At 41.4% G+C, this 25,246-nt stretch carries 18 protein-coding genes; 9 read left to right on the forward strand and 9 right to left on the reverse strand.

The features are described from left to right. Positions 1-28 precede the first annotated feature (28 nt). From AC1XUE_RS08365 to AC1XUE_RS08395, 7 genes are all read left to right on the forward strand, one after another. Positions 29-1,066 carry an App1 family protein gene (locus AC1XUE_RS08365; protein WP_483355482.1) on the forward strand — a complete coding sequence of 346 codons (1,038 nt, stop codon included), beginning with the start codon at positions 29-31 and terminating at the stop codon, positions 1,064-1,066. Positions 1,067-1,074: 8 nt separating this feature from the next. After that, complete coding sequence (locus AC1XUE_RS08370; protein ID WP_483355483.1) at positions 1,075-2,235, forward strand: trans-sulfuration enzyme family protein; 1,161 nt, start codon at positions 1,075-1,077, stop codon at positions 2,233-2,235. Positions 2,236-2,269: 34 nt separating this feature from the next. Continuing rightward, complete coding sequence (locus AC1XUE_RS08375) at positions 2,270-2,956, forward strand: response regulator transcription factor (RefSeq protein ID WP_483355484.1); 687 nt, start codon at positions 2,270-2,272, stop codon at positions 2,954-2,956. A gap of 23 nt (positions 2,957-2,979) precedes the next feature. After that, positions 2,980-4,347, forward strand: coding sequence for a sensor histidine kinase (locus AC1XUE_RS08380; protein WP_483355485.1), 1,368 nt, complete (start codon positions 2,980-2,982; stop codon positions 4,345-4,347). A gap of 80 nt (positions 4,348-4,427) precedes the next feature. After that, positions 4,428-5,675 (forward strand): TolC family protein, encoded by a 1,248-nt coding sequence (locus AC1XUE_RS08385; RefSeq protein ID WP_483355486.1) that lies wholly within the window; start codon positions 4,428-4,430, stop codon positions 5,673-5,675. A gap of 39 nt (positions 5,676-5,714) precedes the next feature. Beyond that, on the forward strand, positions 5,715-6,803 hold the full coding sequence (locus AC1XUE_RS08390; RefSeq protein ID WP_483355487.1) for an efflux RND transporter periplasmic adaptor subunit: 1,089 nt from the start codon (positions 5,715-5,717) through the stop codon (positions 6,801-6,803). A gap of 129 nt (positions 6,804-6,932) precedes the next feature. Next, positions 6,933-10,034, forward strand: a complete 3,102-nt coding sequence (locus AC1XUE_RS08395) for an efflux RND transporter permease subunit (RefSeq protein WP_483355488.1) — start codon at positions 6,933-6,935, stop codon at positions 10,032-10,034. Between the two features lie 86 nt (positions 10,035-10,120). Here AC1XUE_RS08395 and AC1XUE_RS08400 read toward each other — a convergent pair whose 3' ends face one another. The 5 genes from AC1XUE_RS08400 to AC1XUE_RS08420 form a co-directional block, all read right to left on the reverse strand. Beyond that, on the reverse strand, positions 10,121-11,578 hold the full coding sequence (locus AC1XUE_RS08400) for a two-component system sensor histidine kinase NtrB (RefSeq protein ID WP_483355489.1): 1,458 nt from the start codon (positions 11,576-11,578) through the stop codon (positions 10,121-10,123). Between the two features lie 394 nt (positions 11,579-11,972). Next, positions 11,973-13,430 carry a sigma-54-dependent transcriptional regulator gene (locus AC1XUE_RS08405; protein WP_483355490.1) on the reverse strand — a complete coding sequence of 486 codons (1,458 nt, stop codon included), beginning with the start codon at positions 13,428-13,430 and terminating at the stop codon, positions 11,973-11,975. Between the two features lie 21 nt (positions 13,431-13,451). Next, positions 13,452-14,900, reverse strand: a complete 1,449-nt coding sequence (gene rpoN, locus AC1XUE_RS08410) for an RNA polymerase factor sigma-54 (protein WP_483355491.1) — start codon at positions 14,898-14,900, stop codon at positions 13,452-13,454. Between the two features lie 712 nt (positions 14,901-15,612). Then, complete coding sequence (locus AC1XUE_RS08415) at positions 15,613-15,924, reverse strand: hypothetical protein (protein WP_483355492.1); 312 nt, start codon at positions 15,922-15,924, stop codon at positions 15,613-15,615. 32 nt (positions 15,925-15,956) lie between these two features. Further along, complete coding sequence (locus tag AC1XUE_RS08420; protein ID WP_483355493.1) at positions 15,957-16,244, reverse strand: YtxH domain-containing protein; 288 nt, start codon at positions 16,242-16,244, stop codon at positions 15,957-15,959. A 355-nt stretch (positions 16,245-16,599) separates the two neighbouring features. Between AC1XUE_RS08420 and AC1XUE_RS08425 the strand changes: the two genes are divergently transcribed. After that, positions 16,600-16,971, forward strand: coding sequence for a response regulator (locus tag AC1XUE_RS08425; protein ID WP_483355494.1), 372 nt, complete (start codon positions 16,600-16,602; stop codon positions 16,969-16,971). Positions 16,972-17,048: 77 nt separating this feature from the next. Here the strand turns inward: AC1XUE_RS08425 and AC1XUE_RS08430 are convergent, their stop codons facing one another. The 4 genes from AC1XUE_RS08430 to pgmB all read right to left on the reverse strand — a co-directional run bounded on the left by AC1XUE_RS08430 (position 17,049) and on the right by pgmB (position 23,232). Beyond that, the gene (locus AC1XUE_RS08430) at positions 17,049-19,289 is read right to left on the reverse strand and encodes a tetratricopeptide repeat protein (protein ID WP_483355495.1); all 2,241 of its coding nucleotides are present in this window, start codon (positions 19,287-19,289) and stop codon (positions 17,049-17,051) included. Between the two features lie 153 nt (positions 19,290-19,442). Next, positions 19,443-20,168: a 3-keto-disaccharide hydrolase gene (locus tag AC1XUE_RS08435; protein WP_483355496.1), complete on the reverse strand. Its 726-nt coding sequence runs from the start codon at positions 20,166-20,168 to the stop codon at positions 19,443-19,445. 36 nt (positions 20,169-20,204) lie between these two features. Next, positions 20,205-22,526, reverse strand: a complete 2,322-nt coding sequence (locus tag AC1XUE_RS08440; protein WP_483355497.1) for a glycoside hydrolase family 65 protein — start codon at positions 22,524-22,526, stop codon at positions 20,205-20,207. 34 nt (positions 22,527-22,560) lie between these two features. Beyond that, positions 22,561-23,232: a beta-phosphoglucomutase gene (pgmB, locus tag AC1XUE_RS08445; protein WP_483355498.1), complete on the reverse strand. Its 672-nt coding sequence runs from the start codon at positions 23,230-23,232 to the stop codon at positions 22,561-22,563. 126 nt (positions 23,233-23,358) lie between these two features. Here pgmB and AC1XUE_RS08450 point away from each other — a divergent pair, with 126 nt between their 5' ends. Continuing rightward, positions 23,359-25,104, forward strand: a complete 1,746-nt coding sequence (locus AC1XUE_RS08450; protein WP_483356007.1) for an alpha-amylase family protein — start codon at positions 23,359-23,361, stop codon at positions 25,102-25,104. The last annotated feature ends 142 nt before the right edge of the window (positions 25,105-25,246 follow it).

Below are 25,246 nucleotides of genomic sequence, written 5' to 3' on the forward strand. Positions count from 1 at the left end.
TGACTTGTAAATGCGTAAAATGTGGTGTATGAAACGATGTGATATTAAATTATACCGGGGGTATGCTAATAAAAAAGAACTGGTTGTTTATGGACATGTTGTAAAAAAGTATCCTTCCGGAGATCATAAATATACAAGAAAAGGCTTTCGTTATGCAAGAACAATCCTACAGCTGTTTTCAATAAAAACCATTCCCAATTTAAGAGTTAAGCTCCATGCCGGCTCTGTAACTGCGGAGGCAATAACAGAAGAAGACGGATACTTCAGGTTCCAGGTGCCACTTCCGGAGGAACTGAATGGCGGATGGCACCAATATTCTGTTTCCATTGACGATGAAATTGATGGTAAAAGATATGTAGCTACTGGTACAGAAGAATTTTTTATACCGTATCAAAGCTCCTACGGCATTATATCTGACATAGATGATACTTTCCTGATATCACACAGTAGAAGGTCTTTCAGAAAGCTTTTTGTATTGCTGGCAAGAAATGTACAGGCAAGGAAACCTTTTGATGATGTGGTGAAACATTATCAGCTGTTGTCATATGCGAGTCGCGTACATCCACATAAAGAAAATAACATCTTCTTTTATGTATCGAGCAGTGAATGGAATCTGTATGATATGATTGTCAAATTTGCGGAATTGAATGGCTTACCAAAAGCGATACTAAAATTAAAGAAAATAAAATCCGGCTTAGACGATTTCGTCATGACAGGAGCAGGTTCGCACGACCACAAATTGCGCAAAATCCAAAATATTGTGGGCTTTTATCCCGAATTACAGTTCATTCTATTAGGAGACGATTCTCAAAAAGACCCTGAGATTTATGATAAAATATGTAATGAGTTTCCAAAAAACATACGTGCCGTCTATATTCGGCAGACCCGAACAAGAAGCAAACCTGAGACCTCGCAGCATATTAAGAATATAACCAGCCATGGAATTGATACATGTTATTTCGCTCATAGCAATAAGGCAATTATACATTCACTCGATACCGGAATCGTTGCTCAGGCACCCATAGATACACTGTTGCCCGATCAGGCAGACTCTAAAAAACCTTAACCTAAACCATGGAAATATCTCATATACTGAATGAGCTGGGAGAAGACCGAAGCCTTTATTTTAATGCCGTTGCTCCTCCCATTGTGCAATCCAGTAATTTTGTTTTCGATTCATTTGAAGATATACGAAAAGCATTTGAAGACGAAAACTCTGCCTACCTCTACTCCCGCGGAAAAAATCCGACCATTGAGATACTAAGAAAAAAACTGGCTGCGCTTGACGGAGCCGAAGATGCGCTTGTATTCAACAGCGGTGCTTCAGCTATTTTCTGTTCTGTGATGGCAAATGTTAAAACCGGAGATCATATTATATCTGTCGATAGACCTTACAGCTGGGCGTCCCGGATGTTTGACAATCTCCTTCCACGATTTGGCGTTACCACTACCTACATTGACGGAACAGATATCAAGAACTTTGAAAAAGCCATTCGGCCGGAAACGCGGATTATTTATCTCGAGTCACCCAACTCACTTACTTTCGATCTTCAGGACCTGGAAGCAGTAGCTAAGCTTGCCAAGCGTCACGGCATCATCACTATTTTGGATAACAGCTATTGTACTCCACTATATCAGAAGCCATTGGCGCTGGGTATTGATCTGAGCCTTCAATCTGCTACCAAATACTTGGGTGGACATAGCGATACAGTTGCAGGTGTTTTAACAGGAAAAGAAGATATGCTGCAGAGGATTTTCTTTGAACAGCTGCTCAACAACGGTTCCGGGATTTCTCCATTCAATGCATGGCTTATCCTGCGGGGACTTCGTACATTGCCTATGCGACTAGCACATATCACGAAGACGACCAACAAGGTCATTGCCTTTCTAAATACGCATCCAAAAATTGACAAAGTATTGTTTCCGTTCAGTGATGACTTTCCCCAGCGGGAACTGGCAAAAAAACAGATGACCGGGGCATGCGGACTTTTTACCATTGTCCTCAAATCAGATTCCTATACGCAGATTGAGAAATTCACTTATGCATTGAAACACTTCCTTGTAGCTGTATCCTGGGGTGGCCATGAATCACTTATCTTGCCGCAAGCAGCCGGAATAGGCCCTGACAATTTTGACCCGACCAATGAACGACATCGTATGGCACGGATGTATGTAGGATTTGAAGATGCCGATTTCCTGATTGCCGATCTTGACCAGGCTTTGAAACTTTTATAACCCTACCTTAGCCATCAACCCGATTTAGCACAAAATGAGAAAAATACTGATCATTGAGGACGACAAACGCATTGCGCAGAATATCTATCGCGGGTTGGTGTCAGAGCATTTTGAAGCAGAAATAGCGCAGGATGGAATTACCGGAAAACAAATGGCATTGGACAAGAAATTTGATCTGATATTGCTGGATGTAAATCTTCCTGGTATGCGTGGATTTGAGGTTTGTCAACAGATCAGACTATATAAGCCCGCAATTCCAATCATCATGCTCACTGCTTATGGTGAAATAGAAGATAAAGTAGAAGGATTGGGACGCGGTGCGGACGACTATATAGTCAAGCCATTTGACTTCAGAGAACTGCTTGCAAGAATTCATGCAGCATTGAGACTTTCGGAAATCAGAAATCCTGAAACGGTCAATAAAACATTAAAAATTGCCGATTTGGTGATGAACCTGACCACCAAAGAGGTTGTGAGGGCAGGCAAATCTATTGAACTCACGGCGAAAGAATTTGCTCTGTTAGAATATTTTCTGATAAATCGTGGACGGGTTATTTCCAAAATGGATCTTGCTGAGCATGTCTGGCATCTCAATTTTGATCCCGGAACCAATGTAGTGGAAGTTTATATCAATTATCTGCGTAAGAAAGTAGACAAAGATTTTAGCGCCAAGCTCATTCATACCCGTCCCGGCCTTGGCTATATCCTGAAAGAAGAATAAAAACCCTTCAAACTAAACCGCCTGTGAAGATCAAGGAAAGAATTGCGATACAGTTTACCCTGTTGGTTGCGGCTTTGTTATTTGTATTCTCAGTGGTGGTTTATTCCGTATCATCCACGTTCCGGCAGGAAGAGTTTTTTGACCGGCTCAGAAGTAAAGCCAGAACAACCTGCAGATTGCTTGTGAAAGTACACGGCATTGACAAAGATCTGCTGAAAGTAATCGATGAGAATACACTCACAGAAATGCTGGATGAAAAGGTACTGATCTTTAATTCAAAAAATGATCTGGTTTATTCCAGTGTGGATGATAAGCTCCTTACCTATCACGCAAATCTTTTGCAGGAAATTCGCGAGAAAAAAAGCATCGAATTTGTGCAGGGAGAAAGTGAAGTAATTGGCCTGCTGTATACAGAAGGAGCAGAACCGCTGGTTGTACTTGCTTCTGCTTTCGACAAATTCGGAAAAAGCAAACAGGACAATCTCATCAAAACACTCACCTGGGGACTGGTTGTAGGCATTGTCATCACGGTGGGGCTGGGTTTCTATTTTGCCGGAAATTCACTCAGGCCCATCAGCAGTATTAACGACCAGATTTCATTGATCACAGCTCAAAATCTTTCTCAAAAGCTGGACGAAGGCAATAGAAAAGATGAAATTGCCCAACTTGCTATTAACTTTAACACCGTACTGCACCGCCTCAATCAGGCTTTCGAACAACAAAAAAGCTTTGTATCACACGCTTCTCATGAGCTCCGCACACCTCTCGCAGCTCTGAAATCTGAAATTCAGCTGGGGCAGCGCTTCCTGAAAAATGACCCCGACCTGGAAGAAGTTTTTGACAATCTTTTCTCTGATACGGAAAGACTGATCAGCATTACCAATAATCTGCTTTTTCTTGCGCGCTCTATGGAGAATATAGAGAAGATGAAAATGTTACAGGTACGCGTTGAGGACTTGGTATTCCTGGCCAAAGAAGAGGTTTTGAAGACTTCACCACATTATAAAGTTAGTATCGATTACACCTCTATTCCGGAAAATGAAAGAGAAACCGTTATAGAAGGAAATGAAGAATTACTGAAAAGAGTATTTCTTAATTTGATTGATAATGCCTGTAAATACTCAGAAAATCATGAAGCCAGAATATTGATTGACACGAATGAAACCTATTGTAATGTAACAGTTAGAGATGATGGTTACGGTATCAGCGCAGACGACCTACCTCACATTTTCAATCCGTTCTACCGATCGGCTCTAACCAGCGACTTACCTGGTTTTGGTATTGGTCTATCCATTTGTCAGCGAATTGTGGAGCTGCATAAAGGACAGCTCTCCGTAGAAAGCGAGCCAGGGAAAGGCAGTTCCTTCACCGTGCAACTTTTTCACATCTGACTTTCTAATGTTTTTCTAAAGTTAATTTAAGGCTGTTGTAATACTGATGTCGGAATATCGCATATTCTAAAACAGAAAATATGCGAATTTACCTTGTTGGTTTTTTTATCCTATTGTGCAGCACCTTGCAGGCACAGGACACATTACGGCTTTCGATTCATCAGACCGACAGCCTTTTTCTCCAAAATAATCTTGAACTGCTTGCGGAGAAATATCAGATCGATATTGCAAAATCCCTTGAAATTCAGGACAAACTATGGGATAACCCATCTTTAAGCGTTGAGCTAAGTGCTTACAATCCCTCCCGTGGATTTCTGGATGTGGGAAGAAACGGTCAGAAAGCGATAAGCATCCAGCAAATGATCACCCGAGCAGGCAAGCGCAACAAGCAGGTAGCACTGGATGTAGAATCGACCCGTAAGAGTGAATTTCAGTTTTATAATCTGATCAGAACATTAAAATTTGATTTGAGACAATTGTTCTTCGAAACCTATTTTCTTGAACAAACTATAGTACGTCTTGATAATCAAATTGCAACGTTACGTACTACCATCACCGCTTTCGACAAAGAATACAGCAGAAACAACGTATCACTGAAAGAAGTCGTACGTCTGAAAGCCCTTCTGTTTCAGCTTACGAATGATCGTGCTGATATACTTTTCGAATTGTCCGAAAATCAGCGCGATCTCCGTACCTATCTCAACACGGAGCTTCCGATCAAAGCTGTTGTGAGTAATCAGGATATCAACCGCTATCAAATCCGCAATTATGATATTGTGACATTGAAAGATAAAGCCATTCAAAGCAGAGCAGATCTGAAAGTGGCACAATCCTCTTCCAAACAGGCGGAGCTGAACTATACTTTGCAAAAAGCCCTCGCTAAACCGAACCTGCAACTTGGTGCCGTATATGATCAGGCAAGTAACTACACTGATAACTACTTCGGTGTTTCAGCCACCATGGACCTGCCTTTTTTCAATCGCAACCAGGGAAATATCCGGGCAGCCAAAAGCAATATCAGCTACTTTAAAACCGCTGAAAAAGCAAAAGAAAACAGTATTGGCAACGAAGTAGATGCAGCTCTGCAAAAAGTCAACATCGCTGAAAATGCTTATCAGAGTGTAGAAGGCCGGTTTACTGAACAATTCGAATTATTGAATAAAGGTATTTACGACAATTTCCGGAAACAGAATATTTCACTGCTCGAATTCATTGATTTCATCGAAACCTACAATGAAAGCACCCGCCAATTCAACCGCCTTCAGGCAGACCGGATCAAGGTGTACGAGGAGCTCAATTTTGTGGTCGGAGAAGAGCTCTTCAACTAATTATGTTCAAATCAAGACATTCCTCATAAAGACAATACAATGAAAAAATCAATTTCAATAACCCTGCTCACCTCAATTGTCATTTGGAACATTTCCTGTAGCAAAAAACAGGAAGCTCCGGAAGAGGCAAAAGCATTTATGCTTTCCGACACCATGATGAGCCGTATCACCCTTGACACTGTAAAAACGGAAATTGTACGGAACGAACTTACGCTTGTAGGGAAAGTGGTCCCGGACGAAAACAAAGTCATTAAAATTTTTCCACTTGTAGGTGGAAATGTAGAGGACGTAAACGTGGAACTGGGTGATAATGTAGTAAAAGGACAGAAGCTGGCCACTATCCGGTCAGGGGAAGTAGCAGATTTTGAAAGACAAATGATACAGGCGCAGTCTGATTTGCTGATCGCTCAGAAAAACCTCTCGTCCACTGAAGACCTCTACGAAAGTAAGCTGGTACCTGAAAGAGATGCAATAACTGCCCGGCAAATGGTGGATAAAGCGCAGGCTGAGCTAAAACGGGTAAAGGAAATATTTTCCATATATGGGATAGGAAAATCTACCAACTATACCATCAAATCACCTATCAGCGGATTTATTATCAACAAGAATGTGAATCGCGGGATGCAGCTACGTTCCGACAATTCAGAAAGTCTTTTCACAGTGGGGCAAATTGAAGATGTGTGGGTCTTGGCTAACGTAAATGAGAGTGACATACCAAGGGTACAATTGGGCATGACAGCAGATGTAAAAACCATCTCATTCCCCGATCAGATTTTCAAAGGAAAAGTGGATAAGATTTACAACGTACTTGATCCTGAAACGAAGACGATGAAAATCAGGATTCAGCTGCAAAATGTTGGTTTCAAGCTCAAACCTGAAATGCATGCTACCGTGTATCTCAATTTTGAAGAAAGCAATCAGATGCAGGCCATTCCATCACAAGCGGTGATCTTCGATCGTAGTAAAAACTGGGTGATGGTGTTTCACGGCCGTTCGAATATAGAGACCAGGGCTGTGGAAGTATATCGCTCTCTGGCTAACCGTACATACATCAGCAGTGGATTAAAAGACGGTGATGTGATCATTTCCAGAAATCAGCTGCTTGTATACGATGCACTGAATGATTGATGAGTGGATTTTGAATGAGAGAATGAATGAATAGACCCAACAGCAAAAATCATCATTCTTCAAATTTTTCTCATTCAATCATTTTCTCAGTCACTCATTCTATCATTCACTCATTCTATCATTATTTCGATGAATAAATTCATTCGGGGAATCGTAGGTTTTTCTCTTAAAAACCGCTTCTTCATTTTTTTCATGACAGGCTTGCTTATCGTAGCAGGAATTGTCAGCTACCGTGATACGCCTCTGGAAGCATTTCCTGACGTCACCAATACACAGATTATCATCGTGACGCAATGGAATGGCAGGAGCGCAGAAGAAATAGAGCGCTTCGTGACTGTCCCTATAGAGGTTGCGATGAACTCCGTGCAGCAAAAGACCAACGTCCGCAGTACGACTATGTTCGGCCTCAGTATTATCAAAATCATATTTGACGATCACGTAGAGGACTTTTTCGCCCGACAGCAGGTCAATAATCAGCTGCGTAATATTTCCTTACCCGAAGGAGTAGAACCAGATGTGCAGCCTCCGTATGGACCAACTGGTGAAATCTTCAGATATACACTAAAAAGTAAAGACCGTGACAGCAGGGAGTTGCTTACACTGCAAAGCTGGGTCATAGACCGACAGCTAAGAAGTATACCAGGTGTTGCCGACGTTGTTGCCTTCGGCGGTCGGGAAAAAATATACGAGGTGCAGGTAAATCCTACTAATCTTGTCAAATACAATATTACGCCGCTGGAAGTTTATCAGGCTGTAACGAAGAGTAATATCAACGTCGGCGGTGATGTAATTGAGAAAAACGGCCAGGCGTATGTAGTACGTGGTATCGGATTATTAACATCCATTCCTGATATCGAAAACATCATTGTAGAATATGTGAATGAAAATCCGATTCTTGTACGTGATGTGGCGGTGGTAAAAGAATCCGACATGCCGCGTGTAGGACAGGTAGGTTTAGACGAAAATGACGATGTTGTTGAGGGAATTGTAGTACAGCGAAAAGGTGAAAATCCGAGTGCAGTACTGGCGTTGATCAAGGATAAAGTCGAAGAGTTGAATACTAAAATATTGCCCCCGGATGTAAAAATGGTAACGTTTTATGACCGGGACAATCTGATTGAATTCTGCGCTCATACCGTAAAACACAACCTGATTGAAGGGATCGTACTGGTAACGGTGATTGTATTTCTCTTTATGGCGGATTGGCGTACCACTGTCATTGTTTCGATCATTATCCCGCTCGCTTTGCTCTTCGCCTTTATGTGCCTTAAAATGAAAGGCATGTCAGCAAACCTGCTTTCCATGGGAGCTATTGACTTCGGAATCATTATTGACGGAGCAGTAGTCATGGTGGAAGGAATCTTTGTCGCTCTGGATCATCTTGCGCACAAGAACGGAATGCAACGTTTCAACAAGCTTTCCAAAATGGGACTCATCAAGCGAACCGGCGGTGAACTGGGTAAAGCTATATTCTTCTCCAAGCTGATCATCATTACCGCCCTTATACCTATTTTCAGTTTTCAAAAGGTAGAAGGCAAGATGTTTACACCTCTGGCCTACACACTTGGTTTTGCTTTGCTCGGAGCATTGCTGTATACCCTCACACTTGTTCCGGTCCTATGCTCTTATTTACTGAATAAGAACGTGCGTGAGAAAAGTAATCCCATTGTCCGTTTTTTTGACAATGCAGTTACCAAAGGTTTTGAATGGTGTTACGGACATAAAAAAGTGAGTGTGCTTTTTGCTTCCGTTTTCATGGGACTAAGCCTTTTCTCCTCCACCCTATTGGGAACGGAATTCCTTCCAACACTAAATGAAGGCGCGCTTTGGGTGGAAGCAAAAATGCCAATGAGTAGCTCTTTGAATGAAACTATCAAAATGGTTACAATACTAAGGGCCAAACTCAACGAATTTCCGGAAGTCAATGGCGTTCTTTCTCAAACCGGGCGCTCTAATGACGGAACGGATCCATCGGGTTTTTACTACGTACAAATGCAGGTAAACCTGAAGCCAAAAGACGAATGGACCAGGAAAATAACTCAAGATCAGTTGATTGAGGAAATGGATACAAAACTGAAGGAATTTCAGGGTATCAATTACAACTATTCCCAACCAATTATTGACAATGTCGCTGAAGCTGTAGCCGGAATGAACGCAAGTAATGCGGTTAAAATATATGGAGATGACCTTGAAACGCTGAATACAAAGGCTAACGAAGTACTCGAAGCCATTAAGGACGTACCAGGAATAAAGGATGTGGGTATACTCCGAAATATAGGCCAGCCCGAGGTAAGTGTCATTTTACACGATCATAAAATGGCCCAGTACGGAGTAAGCACTGCCGACGTACAAGCGGTAATAGAAATGGCTATTGGTGGAAAAACAGCCTCTATTCTGTACGAAGGAGAACGTAAATTCGATATCAGACTACGTTATGAAGAACAATACAGAAAGAGCGTAGATGATATACAACAGCTGATGGTTCCCACCATAACCGGCGGTAAGATTCCATTGAAAGAGATTTCCTCCATCAGAACCATTACCGGACCTGCGTTTGTATACCGTGATAATAACAAAAGGTTTATCGGTGTGAAGTTCTCGGTGCGGGAGCGCGACCTGGGAAGTACTATTGCGGACGCACAACAACGCGTAAAGCCACTTTTAAAATCACTACCAAAAGGCTACTCTGTAAATTGGTCAGGAGAATTTGAGAATCAGGTACGTGCTACGGCTCGTTTGGGGCAGGTAGTCCCTATCAGTCTTGTAGGGATATTTATTCTGCTATTTATCATGTTCAACAATGCCAAAGACGCAGGACTCGTACTGGTGAACGTACCTTTTGCTCTCATAGGCGGTATACTTGCTTTACATGTAACACATATGAACTTTGGCATTTCAGCGGGTGTCGGCTTTATCGCACTCTTTGGCTTATGTGTTCAGAACGGGGTTATTCTTATTTCAGTGTTTAATAAAAATCTATCTGAAAAAATGACTCTGGATCAGGCGATTCGGGAAGGTGTGAAATCGAGGATCAGACCAGTAATTATGACCGCGTTGATGGCTGCCATCGGTTTGTTGCCTGCAGCCACATCTACCGGAATTGGGTCCGAAACACAGAAACCACTGGCGATTGTGGTAATCGGTGGATTGATAACAGCAACGGTTTTAACTCTGCTTATCTTCCCGATTGTATATGGTTTCTTTAACAGAAAAAAGAGACTGGCCATTTGATTCCGTTTAATTAAAACAAAGGAACTGCCCTGTAAGCCAGAGCAGTTCCTTTACCTTATTAAAGTCAGGCAGTGTGTATTTTTGAATTACTTCCCTGAAAAGCTAATCGTAAAAGTCGTCCCGACACCTACTTCCGATTTGACATCAATACGAGCATGATGTGCATGAATGATGCTCATGGTTGTGGCCAGGCCAATTCCCATGCCATTATTCTTTCCGGTAAAGTAAGGCTCAAAGATCTTATCTATATTTTCTTCACTGATACCTGATCCATTATCGGCAAATATCACCTGAAAAGTATCACCTACATTTCTTGAGCTGATTTGTAGTACACCTTTATCCTCTTCCATTGCTTCAATAGCGTTGGTAATCAGGTTTAGGAAAGCCATTTGGAGAGAGACCGCATTCAATGGCAATACAAAATCTGCATCATTGTACTGACTCAACACCTGAATCCGTTTTAACTGAACGCGGTCGTATGCTGTAGTAATTGCCTCATCCAGCACCTTATTTACGGAACTTTCCACTAACTCTATATCAGCAGAGCTGGAAGGTTGCAGCAATTGTGTAATCAAATCGTTGATCCGTGTGCAGTTTCGCTTAATAATCTGTGTGTAGAACTTCTGATCTTCATCCACAAGCTCCATTTCCAATTGTTCGGCAGAAAGATTCACGTTAGTAAGCGGATTTCTCACCTCATGCGCCAACATGCGCACAAGCCTTCCGGTAACTGCCATTTTCTCAGAAAACAATCGCTCCCTTTCCGATTGCTTACGGGCAGTCATATCATAGATCCTACCCTGTACATATAAGTTCCCATCATCCACTTCCAGAGATGCAGAGAATAAACAATATCTTTTTTCATTATCCTTGGCTACCAAACGTACCTCAAAATCATGGATAGTTTGTTGCTCTATAGCATCCCACTGTTTTCTAAAATCCGGTTCTTCTATTAGGTCGAGTATGTTGTAACCCCGGAGCTCTTCAACCGCATAGCCAGTCAGTTCACATGCAGATGTGTTAAAGTCCAGTATATTCCCATCCAGATCACTGATGAAAAGAAAATCTTTTGATTCTTCGAAAACCCTTCTGTAACGGCGCTCACTGTGTTTCAAAGCTTTAAGAACCGATGTCCGTTCCAGTGCATATCGAATACTTCGTTCCAGTTTTTCTGAATCCAGTTCACTTTTAATCAGGTAATCAGCAGCTCCAAGTCTCAGTGCTTCCACTGCGATTTTTGTATCCCCTTTTCCGGTAAGCAATATCATGGGCTCCTCGCATTCCATGCCGCAAGCTTCCTGAATAAGATCTATACCCGTATTTTCACCAAGTAAATAATCAAACATATACAAGTCATATTTGTTTGATCTGATTTGCTCTAAGGCATTTTTGTAGGTTGAGCACCAGGTAATATCAAATTTCCAGTGTACCAAATCCTGGAAATAGGCTCTGGTGAGGAAGTAATCATCTTCATCATCGTCAACCAATAGGACTGTAATCAGCTTGCTGTTCATTTCTAAAATTGGAGGAGTAATCCTTTCCATAAAAACCATTTATTCTGCCTCATTGGCGACTTAAACTTTAAAACACCCGGCATCCGTTACGCCTGGAAATGAGACCTATCCTGGTGCACTTGTGTCACTGGTTTTAACACATTTAAATGAGTGCGGATTTTCAAGCAGCTCAATCTTCATTGCAAATTCTCTGCATTCAAAGTCATGAGACGACTGAAGAAAAGTTGCAGTATATAAACCACTGACCTGTTCAAATACTTTGCTTAAAAGACGAGTGTATGATATGTTTCAGGCAAGTGGGATTCTAACGACTTGCCTGAAACTATGAATCATCCTTAATAGTATTGTAGTTGTTTTGAAAAACATCAATATTTAATAAACTCTTATCCTACGTATATACACTCTCACAAGAATGTCCTGTGTATTAAATATCGAACTGCTTCATTTTATTGTAAAGCGTTTTTCTATCGATATTCAGTAAACGCGCTGCTTTACTCTTATTGAAATTCACATCGCGAAGTACCTGCATGATCATATCATACTCAGCTTCGTTCGCCACTGTCTTAAGACTTGGCTTGGTATCATCTGTCTCCGCATCAACCGTGTTACTTACAGGAACTACGGATGAAAAAACAGTTGGCTCGTCGTCCATATCTTTCAGCTTACGGTAATTGACAATTTCGAAAGGCAATGCTTTCTCCTCTATCATGTCACCGTCCGACAATAGCGTAGAACGTTTGATTACATTTTTGAGCTCACGAAGGTTTCCCGGCCATGAGTAATTGAGGAAATCGTCTACTACTTCGTCTGAGAACCCCTGTACATTCTTATTAAGTTCAATATTGGTAGATTGAAGGAATGTATTAGCGAACAGCATCAAATCATCTTTTCTGTTGCGGAGCGCAGGAACTTCAATGGTAAATTCGTTGAATCGATAATAAAGATCTTCGCGGAATTTACCGTTTTTCGCAGCTTCAAGTAATCTTTCATTACTCGCCACGATGATCCGCACATCCAGATCGATCTCCTTGGAACCTCCTATACGACGCATTTTACGTTCCTGAACAACCCTCAGTAATGCAACCTGGATCTCGTACGATAGATTAGAAACTTCATCTAGAAACAGTGTACCACCATTGGCCATTTCAAAATGCCCGATTTTCGTTTGTAACGCACCTGTAAAAGATCCCTTTTCATGTCCAAAAAGTTCACTACCTGCCAACTCCTTAGAAATAGCACCGCAGTCCATCGCAACAAAAGGCATATCCTTACGTCTAGAACGATTATGAATTTCCTGAGCAATGGCTTCCTTCCCCGATCCGCTTTCACCGTAAATGATTACACTGAAATTGGTTGGAGCAACCAAATCCACCTGTTTGAAAAGATTGTCGGAAACGTCGCTGTTACCTAATACATAACCCGACTTGGATTTAGAATATCCGCGGCGTGCAGGTTTGGAAGGTGCATCCTGCGCGTTTGTCTCTACTACGGTATATTCCTGCTGTTCGTTCTTAGCATTTTCCGCGTCGGCAATTGCTTTCTTCACTGTCACCAGAATCTCATCCGGAAAAAGAGGCTTCGTAATGTAATCGTAAGCGCCCAGTTTCATGACATTCACAGCCACTTTAATGTCCGAATATCCTGTTATGATCAGGACAGGTACATGTGGTCTTTTGGACTTGATAGCAGTTAACAGATCGGTTCCCGTAATATCGCCCAATCTGAAATCGGTCATCACAAGGTCCGGAGACACCGACTCAATTAAAGCCAGGCCATCTTTTCCGTTCTGTGCAGTTTCAACTATAAAATCATTTTTAGACAAAAACCTCTTCAAAAGGAAGCAAATATCCGCCTCATCATCAACAACAACAATTTTTTTCATGCCAGGTAAGGGCTTTGATTATTATATGGTTACTCTTAGTCTTGCTGTCGGAATGTTTAATTGCTCACGGTATTTGGCAACAGTGCGCCTTGCTACCGAGTAGCCTTTTTCCGACAATAAATCAGTGATTTGCTGATCGTTATATGGATGTCTTTTATCTTCTGCCTCAGTAATTTCACGGATTGCTTCCTGTATTTCACGGTTAGAAACCTCCGTGCCGTCTTCGTTCGTTACCCCTTCGGTAAACAGATCTTTTAGCAATACAATACCAAATGGGGTTTGTACATACTTATTCGTAGTTACCCTAGAAACGGTAGAAATATCCATGAAAATAATCTCCGCGACGTCCTTGAGAATCATAGGTCTCAGCTTTTTGATATCACCAGATTGGAAATAATCATACTGAAGTTTGACAATGGCTCTCAGGGTATTCAGCATTGTATTTTCTCGCTGCTTGATAGCATCTATGAACCACTTTGCAGAATTCATTTTATTCTTGAGGAACTGATTTGTTGCCTTATCATTCTTTTGTTCCGCCATTTGTGTGAACAGCTTATTGAGTTTCAAGGCGGGACTATTACCCCATGTCAGCTGCACTTCTATCTCACCGTCCTCTGTATACCTCAACATAAAGTCAGGTTTAATACTCTCATTGACAAGGGTATCATTACGAAGACCGGAAGCAGGTTTAGGATTAAGCGTCGTAATCAGCTGAATAGCTTTTTTTAGCGACTCTTCGTCTATTCCGAGTACCCGCATAATCTTGTCATAATTGCGAGACCCTAGTTCATCAAATGTATCAGTAACGATCCGACAGGCAATTTTCCAGGTATTATCCTGATTATCTAATCGTCCTAACTGTATCTGGAGACATTCTTTCAGATCACGGGCAGCGATCCCGGGAGGATCTAATTGCTGAATAATTCTGAGTATCTGAGACACTTCCTCTCCATCAATAAACATACTGTTAGCAAAGGAAATGTCATCTGCAATTACATCACTTTCTCGTCTCAAAAAGCCATCCTCGTCCAAAGAATCCAGAACAAAATCTGCTATAAGTTGCTGACGATCATCCAACCTCAAAAAATGCACCTGTTGTTTCAGATCATCTCTGAAGCCAATGGATTCCACCATCGGTCTTGTATACAACTCGTTATCAGGTGATTGGTTATTGGCGTACGTTTTGTAATCAGGTATATCGTCATCCCGGAATTCATCCCAGTCATAATAATCCTGTACTCCTCCAGAATCATCATCACCACCACCTACATCATCCGGATCGGAAAATTCATCAGTTGTTTCTTCTGCTGTACTCTCCTCTTTGCCTTCTTCCAGAACAGGGTTTTCTTCCAACTCCTCTTTTATTCTTTGTTCCAGTTCCATTGTAGTCAAATGCAATAAATTAAGCATCTGAATTTGCAGTGGCGAGTACTTAAGTGTCTGTCGTTGCGTCTGCGTTTGTCTTTGCATATTGCAGTCAAGGGTAAAATTTAAATTCTATTGATCGATTCTGATGAATCTGCAAGTGAGTATCTTCAAAATGAACTGTCACCTCTGTTAAGTAGAGAATCATTATATCATTTTAAATTTACTACTCTTTATTTTATCAATACTAAAGCAAACGACATTTTGTCTATCATTGCGTACATATTTCCACACTCTGAGTATAAAATTCAGGATTAAATAAACTTACTTCCTGAAAGAAAAGCGAACGAATGTAGCCCTTCATAAACTTTCAGGAACCATGACGTAACAGGAATTTTTCTGGTTTACCAAATTCTCTGCTGGCATATCATTGTTGTTAATCGCTGGATTGTCATCTAGTTATCACAAGATTGACAAACAACTCATATTATCTTACTGAAAAAGTGAGTCTCATACAAAAAGTTATTCTAGCCTTGAAAGATATCCCATCAGGCCTTGAGAAAATGACTTATCTGACAGACAGTTTCTTATTTTTTCAGAGATACGATATACATAAACAAATCTCTTGCCGTACTGCCACGGATTCCGAAGAACACTACCAATCTTCCCTCACTGTTATCCAAACGAGCATCGCAAACGAGAGAATTGCGTATTAATTACCGTTAATAAATCTGAAGGCTATACAATACAACAAAACCCTCCGGTTTCGGAGGGTTAGGGTAGCCTGTTTTATAATACGCATGAGTTTAGCGGAGCACTATATCAATTCCTGTTTAACAGGTTCCTCGTCTGTTACTTTCTTGATCCATTTTAATCCGGCCAGCAAAACCTCCCGACCTCCGTCGACTCCATATTTCATCATTACTTTTTCAACAACTATTGGAGCAACAATATTCAATGGTGGAGGCAATCTCTTTAAAGCCGTTTTAGCCAGTATTGCCCCCACACCAAGTTCCATACTTTTACCAGCTATGCCATCAACTCCTGATGTCATCAATTCCTTCACATATTTACCGGCACTATTTAAAGGTCCGGATACAAAATCCATTTTAACAGGTTTCTTTTTCATGCTTTCGAAGGAATCACAGCTGATTTGCTGACTTAGTTATATTTATTAATCTCTTTATTAGCGTCATCAATGTAATCCTCGGCAGCATCTATTGCTTTGTCTTTATAGTGTTCTCCCTGCTCTTTTGCTTCATCAGCTACTTTTACAGCCTTCTCTTTACTTTTTTCAAGCGCATCAATCAGATCGCCTGCCAGACTGTTGGTTTTCTTCTTAATTTTTTTTCTTGTTTTGTTTCCTTCGTCAGGAGCGAAAAGTAAGCCGATCACTGCACCAACTGCTGCTGCAGTTACAATTCCCAAGAAAGCTCTATTACTAGCCATAATTCTTATGTTTAATAATTTAAAAATTAAATGTTGAGAATAAATCGTAAAAACCTGTTCCAAACAACATCCGCTCAACAATATACTTAAAATCAATAAGTTACAATATCACACAATTTCATAAGCTCTGAATTTTGTACACGTATTGTATCATAATTGCCCCTTGGTGAACAAAATATCAACACAGGTTGCCCATACTTGCTATGATACGTCTTTACAGAAAATATCGGGATAGAAATTACTGAACCGTATGCAATAGTGGCAAGGTTGTTTTAAAATGGTTACTTTATTACCGTTCCGATTTTTACCATCGAGATATCCCTCAAAAGATTTTAAGTATTTTTTAGATAGTAACATGACAATTATAATTATCGAAGATGAGAAAGATTTGGGGATACTCATGCGCAACTTCCTTGAGAAGCAGCTAAGCTCAATTGCACCATCAACAATTAAACTATTTACCACATTGTCAGAGGGGTTATTATGCATTCAGGAACTCAAACCTGACTGTGTTTTTATCGATAACAACCTCCCTGATGGAAGAGGGATCAATGAAATTGAAGGGATTAAGAACAGAACATCAAAGGATATTGGCACCAAGATTGTGATGATGAGCGCCATGACAAATCTTCGTGAAGAAGCGTTTAAGCGCGGTGCAGACTATTTTCTGGATAAGCCGATCAGTTTCATGGAGGTGCAAAGCATACTATCTAACTTCACTCACTAATACTGTAGTAGAAAACATGCAACATATGAGCAAAAAATAGCTCATATCATGGAAATAGATTCCCATTCGTATTTCTACTATTTAAAAACAGGGCACTTGGTACCCGATCTACCCCTCCTCCCAGGCATATTTACCTTCTGACTTTTGCACCTCGCTTTCTTTATTCTAATTGGTTTGTTCTTCTTTTTGCTATAGGGAACCAATTTGAAATCGTATTCAGGAATAAAATAATCTTCATTGTACTCGGCTGCCGGCAAAGGCATGAAATGCCTGCCCGCGAAATTCAGTTTATCGTACTCATAATCATAAAGATAAATAGTAACAAAACCATCCCGACTGTATTTGATAGCTATATCTGAGAAAGGGCTGTTGTCGTTTGAGGCAACCAGCTTCATCATTTCCTTCTGCTTTCCCTTTGCCAGGATTGTCATATTGTATTGAAAAACCCTGTGCATTGAATCAATTTGAATGGCAACACCCAAGTAATATTTTGCATCTCTTATCATCTCGCGACCCGCAAGCATGATGGCAGTGTTGTTAAGTGCACTCTTGTCCTGATAGGTTTGATAGCTGATCTTTGCTTCATCGTATTGCTGCCAATATCGATATACATTGCCCTGATTGACATGATAGAATTTTCGGGCAGGAGCAAAGTCCATTGCTTTTTTGAAATCTGCAAATGCCCCTTCATATCTGCTGTTAGCTTCATTGACTTCATGTTTCTGCTCATGCCTGTTTCCGATATACGCCTGAATAATACCATGATTGTTATGCAAAAAGGGTAACTCCGGACACTCTTTAATCAGGCTGTCAAATAATGCCATTGACTTATCCAGCTGATCGTTCTCCAAAAGTGCCACGCCCCAACCATTCTGAGCATTCACATTCTCAGGATTAAGGGCTACTGCCTTTTTAAAGACCTGATATCCTTTTTTAAACATGTCGAAGTGCAACAGAAGATTTCCATAATTACTCCACATCTTATCGTAAGTCTGCTCATACTGAAGTGCCTTGGCCAGGAATGTACCTGCATCGGAATATTTTTTCTGGTCGATCATAATGCTGCTCATACCAGCAAGGGCTTCATAACGCGTCCCATCAAGACGAATCGCTCTTGCAAAATCCTGTTGGGCATCATTGCTCTTATGAAGATAATAGGATGCGAAACCCCGTGTTACAAATAGGTCAGCATGGAATTTGTTATTCTCATCCATGGCTTTTTCAGCTTTTTTGAAGTCTTTAAGAGCCATATCATATTTTCCCATTCCGTAATAAGCAACAGCCCTTCCCAGGTAAGCTGGCATATAGCTGGTATCTTTTTTCAGAACACGGTCAAACTGATTAAAGGCAAACTGGTATTCGTGTCTGGATAAATGAACATTTCCTATTCCTGATAATAAAGCCGCAGTTTCTCGCTTCATGGTAGATGCCAGTCTGTAATACCGTAACGCTTCGTTGATATTGCTCAGGCCATAGTTGGCATGTGCCATTCCCAGATATGCCTCTCCACGAAATGTTCTTTCACCGGTTTCCAGGTACTTTTCAAATACAGCTCTGGCTTCGGCAAACTGATTGATTGATAATAAAGCGTTGGCATAACGGATCTGTGCTTTGGTATGTTTACGGGCCACTTTTTCAAAGTCCTTCACCGCCTTCTTTTCATTGCCGTTCTTCATGAACATATCACCGCGCTGCAAGCGGTAGGCCATTACTTCATCTTTCTGCCTGATGGCCGCGGTCATCTCATCGATCCCCTCTCCGAGATCACCATTAAATTTATGGATCATCCCAAGATTATAATTCCACTTACCTCCCGGATGTTTCCCTGATGAAGAATTAGCAAAGTCCCTGGCCGCTGAATACTTTTTTTCCCTGGCATATGCAACAAGAGTATTCAATTTTGCAGCACTTAATGAAGATGTAGCAAAATCGTTTCTGGCTGCATTATACCGCCTGGACAAAAGATTAAAAAGCCCCCGGTTATACTGTAATTGCGGATCCGTGTCTGAGAGGCTCAGGTTCTCCATAATGTGTAAAGCTTTGGAATGGTTTCCTGATAAAGCAAGTAACACGGCTTCGTTGTTCATCCTCTGAACAGAGTCCTCAACAGAATAATCTTCTTTGTTAAATTTAAGATAAGAAGCCTGAAGTTTATGAAGTGTCCGTTGATAACTATCATCTTTCAGCAGCTGAGGGTTATTTTCTTCAAAAGACTGGTTAAATACTGGTAGCAATTCTTTCAGTAATCTCTGACACTCTCCAAAATCCTGAGCTATCACTTTCCGGCTAAAAACAGCCGAAAGCAATAGCAATAGCATTAAAGAACGAAATTTGTAACTGTGAATTACCATATGCAATTTGGCTCCTAAGGCGCTAACTTACTTTAAATCAACCTAAAAACCTATTTTCAGCCATTTTAAGAAGTTAAACCAAACTGCCACATACAAATTTTAAATATGATATTTACAAGATTACAATTTACGTATCTTGACATTTCGATACCAAACAGTACTACCCCAATCCTGCAGCCCAATACGGCCTTTATAAATTCCTCTGCCAATCGGAGCTTTGGCCAGGCTGCTCTCTGACAATCTTTTTTTCCAATCTTCGCCTGCGATATCATGTTCCTGAACAATAAATCCATTCAGTGTAACTGTCAATTTATTGTTCCTAACAATGAAATGAACCTGATTCCACTCACCGACAGGATTGATTTCCCTTAGCCGTGCATTTGCAATGCCGAAAAAATCTCCTGCACGGTGCGTGTTTTCCTTTGCGCCTTCGTAAATAGTATTATCTGTAACCTGAAGCTCCAATCCGGTGCTGTGCATTTTCGGATTTTGAGGAGACTCGCTTACAAAGAAAAAGATCCCGCTATTTGCGTACTTGCTTATTTTCCAGTCGGCCTTAAATTCAAAGTCTCCGGTTATTTCGTCGTCGGTTACAATGTCACCACCATTTTTAGCCTTATTACCTGCCCGTTCAGGTACATCCAGCTTTAAGGCACCTTGTTCTATTTTCCAGGCTGATCCTGTTTCCTTTCCTCCATACGCGTGCCATCCTTTCAAATCCTTTCCTGAAAAAAGTAGCTTCCATCCTTCCTGTTTTTCTTTGGAAGAAAGTGTATTTGCCGTTTGAGCAGCAAGATTTCCCGTGATGAGAAGAAAGCAGATAAATATTGTGAGGGATTTGTACATGTCTATTCAGTTTTAAAAACAGGATCAGCAATAATTTCAATTGTCTTTTTGTATCACCGCGTTGCTACCCAGATACATTCGCTCACCATGAACATACAGCGTCAAATCCTGATCAGAAATATTCTGAATCACCACTGCATCCTGATTTACTTCGACATGGAGCAATGCCAATTGAAAACCTATCCGAAAACTAAAAGATGTCCATTCTGCAGGCAGATAGGGATTAAGATGTAAAAAACCGTCTTTCACGCGTTGGCCGGCAAATCCTTTCACTACGCTCATCCACGTACCAGCCATTGAGGTGATGTGAAGTCCATCCTCCGTATCATTGTTATAATCATCAAGATCCAGACGGGCCGTTCTTACATACATTTCGTACGCCTTTTCTTTCATTCCCAGCTGAGCTGCCAATATAGCGTGAACACATGGAGACAAAGAAGATTCATGCACCGTCATGGGTTCGTAAAATTCAAAATTCCTACGAATGTCATCGGCTGTAAAGTCATCTTCGAAGAAATAAAGCCCTTGCAGAACATCTGCCTGTTTGATAAAACATGACCTTAAAATACGATCCCATGACCATTTCTGATTAATAGGACGATGTTCTGTGATGTCGTTAACCGTAAGTAATTCCTTGTCCAGAAAGCCCTGTTGCTGCAGATACACTCTCCTTTCTTCATCATAAGGAAAATACATATGTTCAACGATATGTTTCCAGTCTGCCATTTCACCATTCAGGTTAAAATTGGTGGCCAGAATGATCTCATTCAATCTGATTGAATTCGTAGTCCAGAGCTTACCGATTACATCCAGTGTATACTGCAAAGTCCATCTGGCGATATAGTTGGTATACCAGTTGTTGTTGACGTTGTTTTCATACTCGTTCGGACCTGTTACGCCCAGCATCACATATTTACCCTGACGAGCCGACCAATTCACACGCTGCTTCCAGAATCTCGATATCCCGATCAGTACCTCCAGCCCATACTGGTCGAGATAAGTTTCATCCCCTGTGTAGCGTACATAGTCCCATATGGCATATGCAATCGCTCCATTGCGGTGAATTTCCTGAAAGGTTATTTCCCATTCATTATGGCATTCCTCACCATTCATAGTCACCATCGGGTATAGCGCAGCGCCGTCGGTAAAACCTAGCTTTGCTGCATTTTCAATGGCCTTTTCCAGATGCTTATATCTGTATACCAAAAGATTCCTGGCTACATTCTGATCAGCTGTAGCGAGATAAAACGGAATACAGTAAGCTTCGGTATCCCAGTAGGTACTTCCGCCGTACTTTTCACCGGTAAACCCTTTGGGCCCAATATTCAGTCTTTCATCCTGCCCGGTATAGGTTTGTCCCAAATGGAAGATATTAAAGCGGATTCCCTGCTGCGCCGCAACATCGCCTGCAATTGTAATATCATTTCGTTCCCATTTTTCCGCCCATGCCTGTATGTGGTCTTCGAGAAGCTTGTCAAACCCCTTTTTGTAAATACCTCCCAGATACTCTTTTGCAGAATCCAGAATTGTTTCCTTTGCATAATTAGCTGAAGACAGATTCACTCCATATTTATATACAACCAATTCTTTTCCTTCCGGTACGTCAATAGTAACTGTTCCGGCCACATATTTTTCCTGGCGAACGGGTAAGGATTGATAATCTGTTTTCAGATCGTTGATCTTAATATCAAATGCCATCCCGGTAGCTACCTGAAAAACCTCTACACCATAAGGATTTTCTTTCGTTTCCATGACAAGATATCCTTCTGAAAAGCTGGTTTCGCGGTGTATTTCATTCCAGAAAATTTCATCATAATTGGAATCTCTGTTTCGGATATTACCGTCCAGATAGGGTGTGACTGTAAAATGATCAGAAAAGTCGAGCGGCGTTACGCTGTAACGGATTGCTCCCGCCTGATCATCTGCCATGCTGCAGAAACGTTTAGAATTGATCCTGACCTTTCTCCCACTTTGCAGAACAACAATGGCAGTTCGTTCCAGCACCCCCTCCTTCATATTCAGCACACGGCGAAAATCCTCTACCAAACAGGTGTTCATGTCCAGCACCTCTTCTCCAATTTTCACATCAATACCAATCCAGTTGCACGCGTTAAGCACTTTGGCGAAATAGTTCGGATATCCGTTTTTCCACCAACCCACTCTGGTTTTATCCGGAAAGTATACTCCTGCGACATAGTTTCCCTGCAAGGTCTTACCTGTGTAAGTTTCTTCAAAATTACCACGCTGCCCCATTCGCCCGTTACCCAGGCTCATCAGACTTTCAGTGATTTCATTATGTGATTCGTGGAAACCATTTTCCACTATATTCCATTCGTCGTGGGTGATGTAATTCTTCATGATATCTGTTTCCTCTCTGTGATCAATTTAAAAATCAGGCTTGCCGGTTCTTTACGAAACTCGCTTTAAGATCATTTAAATGAAAGTTACTGAAACCCGGCACAACCACGTCAGCTTCTGTCAAAACAGACTTTTCACCTATACCTACTGCAAACATACCGGCAGCTTTTGCGGACTGAACGCCGGCGACCGCATCCTCAAAAACGACGCAATCGGAAGGGGCTACTTTCAGGTCTGCTGCTCCCAGGTTAAACACCTGCGGATCGGGCTTGCCTTTTGTTACCCTGTTGCCATCTACGAGCGTTTCGAAATAAGACAGCATGTCTATCCTTTGCAGGATAATTTTTGCATTCTTGCTCGCCGAACCCAATCCGATTCCAATGGAAGCATTCTTTAGTTCTTCGAGAAATGCCTTAACTCCTGGCAAAGTATTATCGGGAGTCATCTGCTGACATAATTCCAGATACCGGGCATTCTTTTTCGCTGCTCTTATTTGCTTTTCATCCGCACTCAAGGTCACCCCTCCAAGTCGAAGGATGATTTCAAGAGATTCCATCCGGCTAATCCCCTTCAATTGTTCATTCTCTTCTTCACTTAAATCAAAACCCAGATCGTTGGCCAGCTCTTTCCATGCTATATAATGGAAGCGTGCAGTGTCTACAATTACTCCGTCAAGATCAAAAAGGCAAGCTTTTATTTCGGGCATATCATTTCAAATTTAATATCTTGCAAAATAGTAAAAATAATAAGAACCAAAGAAACGGGCCATTTGGCAGCTCCAAATGCCCGTTTCTTTGGTAATTTTATCATCCTGCAACTACCAGAAGTCGAAATGAGCGTCGAAGTGATTAACAAAGATAAATTCATTGTATACCAGATTTTCACCCGATTATTTGGCAATCAAAATACCACAAATCAATTTTCCGGCACAATAGAACAAAACGGCTGCGGAAAATTTAACGACATTAATGACACGGCACTCAATGCACTGAAAGATTTCGGACTGACTCATCTCTGGTATACTGGTGTGATCAAGCATGCCACATTAACTGACTATACCGCTTATGGCATTCCGAATGATCATCCATTGGTAGTCAAAGGAATAGCGGGCTCACCTTACGCGATTAAAGACTATTATGATGTAGATCCGGACCTGGCCGTGGATGTTAATAACAGAATGGCAGAATTTGAGGCACTGGTGCGCAGAACGCATCAACATGGTATGAAAGTGATCATCGACTTTATTCCTAATCATGTTGCGCGTCAGTATCACTCTATTGTTCGTTCTACAGGTGTAAAGGATTTTGGTGAAGACGATGATACAACAGTTGCCTTCAGCCCCGAAAACAACTTTTACTATATTCCTGATCACGATTTTGTAGTTCCGGAAGGACATCAGCCTCCGATTAAATTTGCCTCTCCCTACCACGAGCGACCGGCCAAAGCTACTGGAAATGATGTTTTTGAGCCACAACCCAGCCAGTACGATTGGTATGAAACAATCAAACTCAACTATGGCGTAGACTATCTGAATGGCAGAGCTACTCATTTCGATCCCATACCCTCGACATGGGTCAAGATGTATGATATCCTGGCGTTTTGGGCAGGAAAAGGGGTGGATGGATTCAGATGTGATATGGCTGAGATGGTTCCTTCGGAATTCTGGGGATGGGTAATCCCGAAGATCAAAAGCCTGAATCCGGATGTGATTTTTATTGCTGAGATTTATAACCCGTACGAATATCACAACTACATTTTTAAAGGAAAATTCGATTATCTGTACGATAAAGTAGGCTTATACAACACACTGCGTGAGCTCATTGAAGGACGTGGTACAGTCGAAAGCATTACACGATTGTGGCAGGTTGAATCTGGCGATATCAGTGAGAAAATGTTACGTTTTCTCGAAAATCATGATGAGCAACGTATCGCCTCAAGGTACTTTGCCGGAGATCCTTTTATTGCAATACCTGCCATGACGCTCAGTGCCACAATGAATACGGGACCACTTATGGTTTATTTTGGCCAGGAGCTCGGTGTAAATCCTACACAATCTGAAGGATTTCAGGGAGAAGATGGTCGAACCACGATTTTCGATTATTGGGGTGTTCCGGAATTTCAGCAGTGGATCAACAATGGTGCTTATAATCTGGAGAAGCTAACAGAAAGCCAGAAGGAGCTAAGGCATTTTTATGAAAGCCTGAATCATTTTGTGAAGGGTAATGAAGCCATATATGCCGGTGCATTCTATGATCTTCAGTTTTTCAATATCAATGGCCAAACCTATAACTACGACCAAACAAGGGTATATAGCTATGTACGCTATACCAGCAATCAAAAGCTACTCTTTGTTTACAACTTTGATCGGGATCGTCATTTCGATACACGTGTAAAGGTTCCACAGGAAGCCTGGGTGCATACTTTCCAACTTGGCAGAACAACAGATTATAAGCTCGTCCCTGTATTTCCGGCTAATTGCCCGTCACCTACAGTTCCAGCCTCAGAAATTACCTCTTCCGGAATTGCTGTTGATCTGTGTCCGGTGTCTGTTCTGGTGTATGAAATTGTGAAGATATAATTGCAAAACCATTCTAAACGTTCTATAGCCTGAAATACGTAGGGCTATGGGACATGCTGCAGTATTGTAAATAGACGAATTCCTGCCTATTTTTACAGAGAAGGCCTTACTAGCCTTTAATAGGGACGGCAGAGGTGATGAC

It is taken from the genome of Dyadobacter sp. HNCC25DJ187 (genome assembly GCF_056895255.1).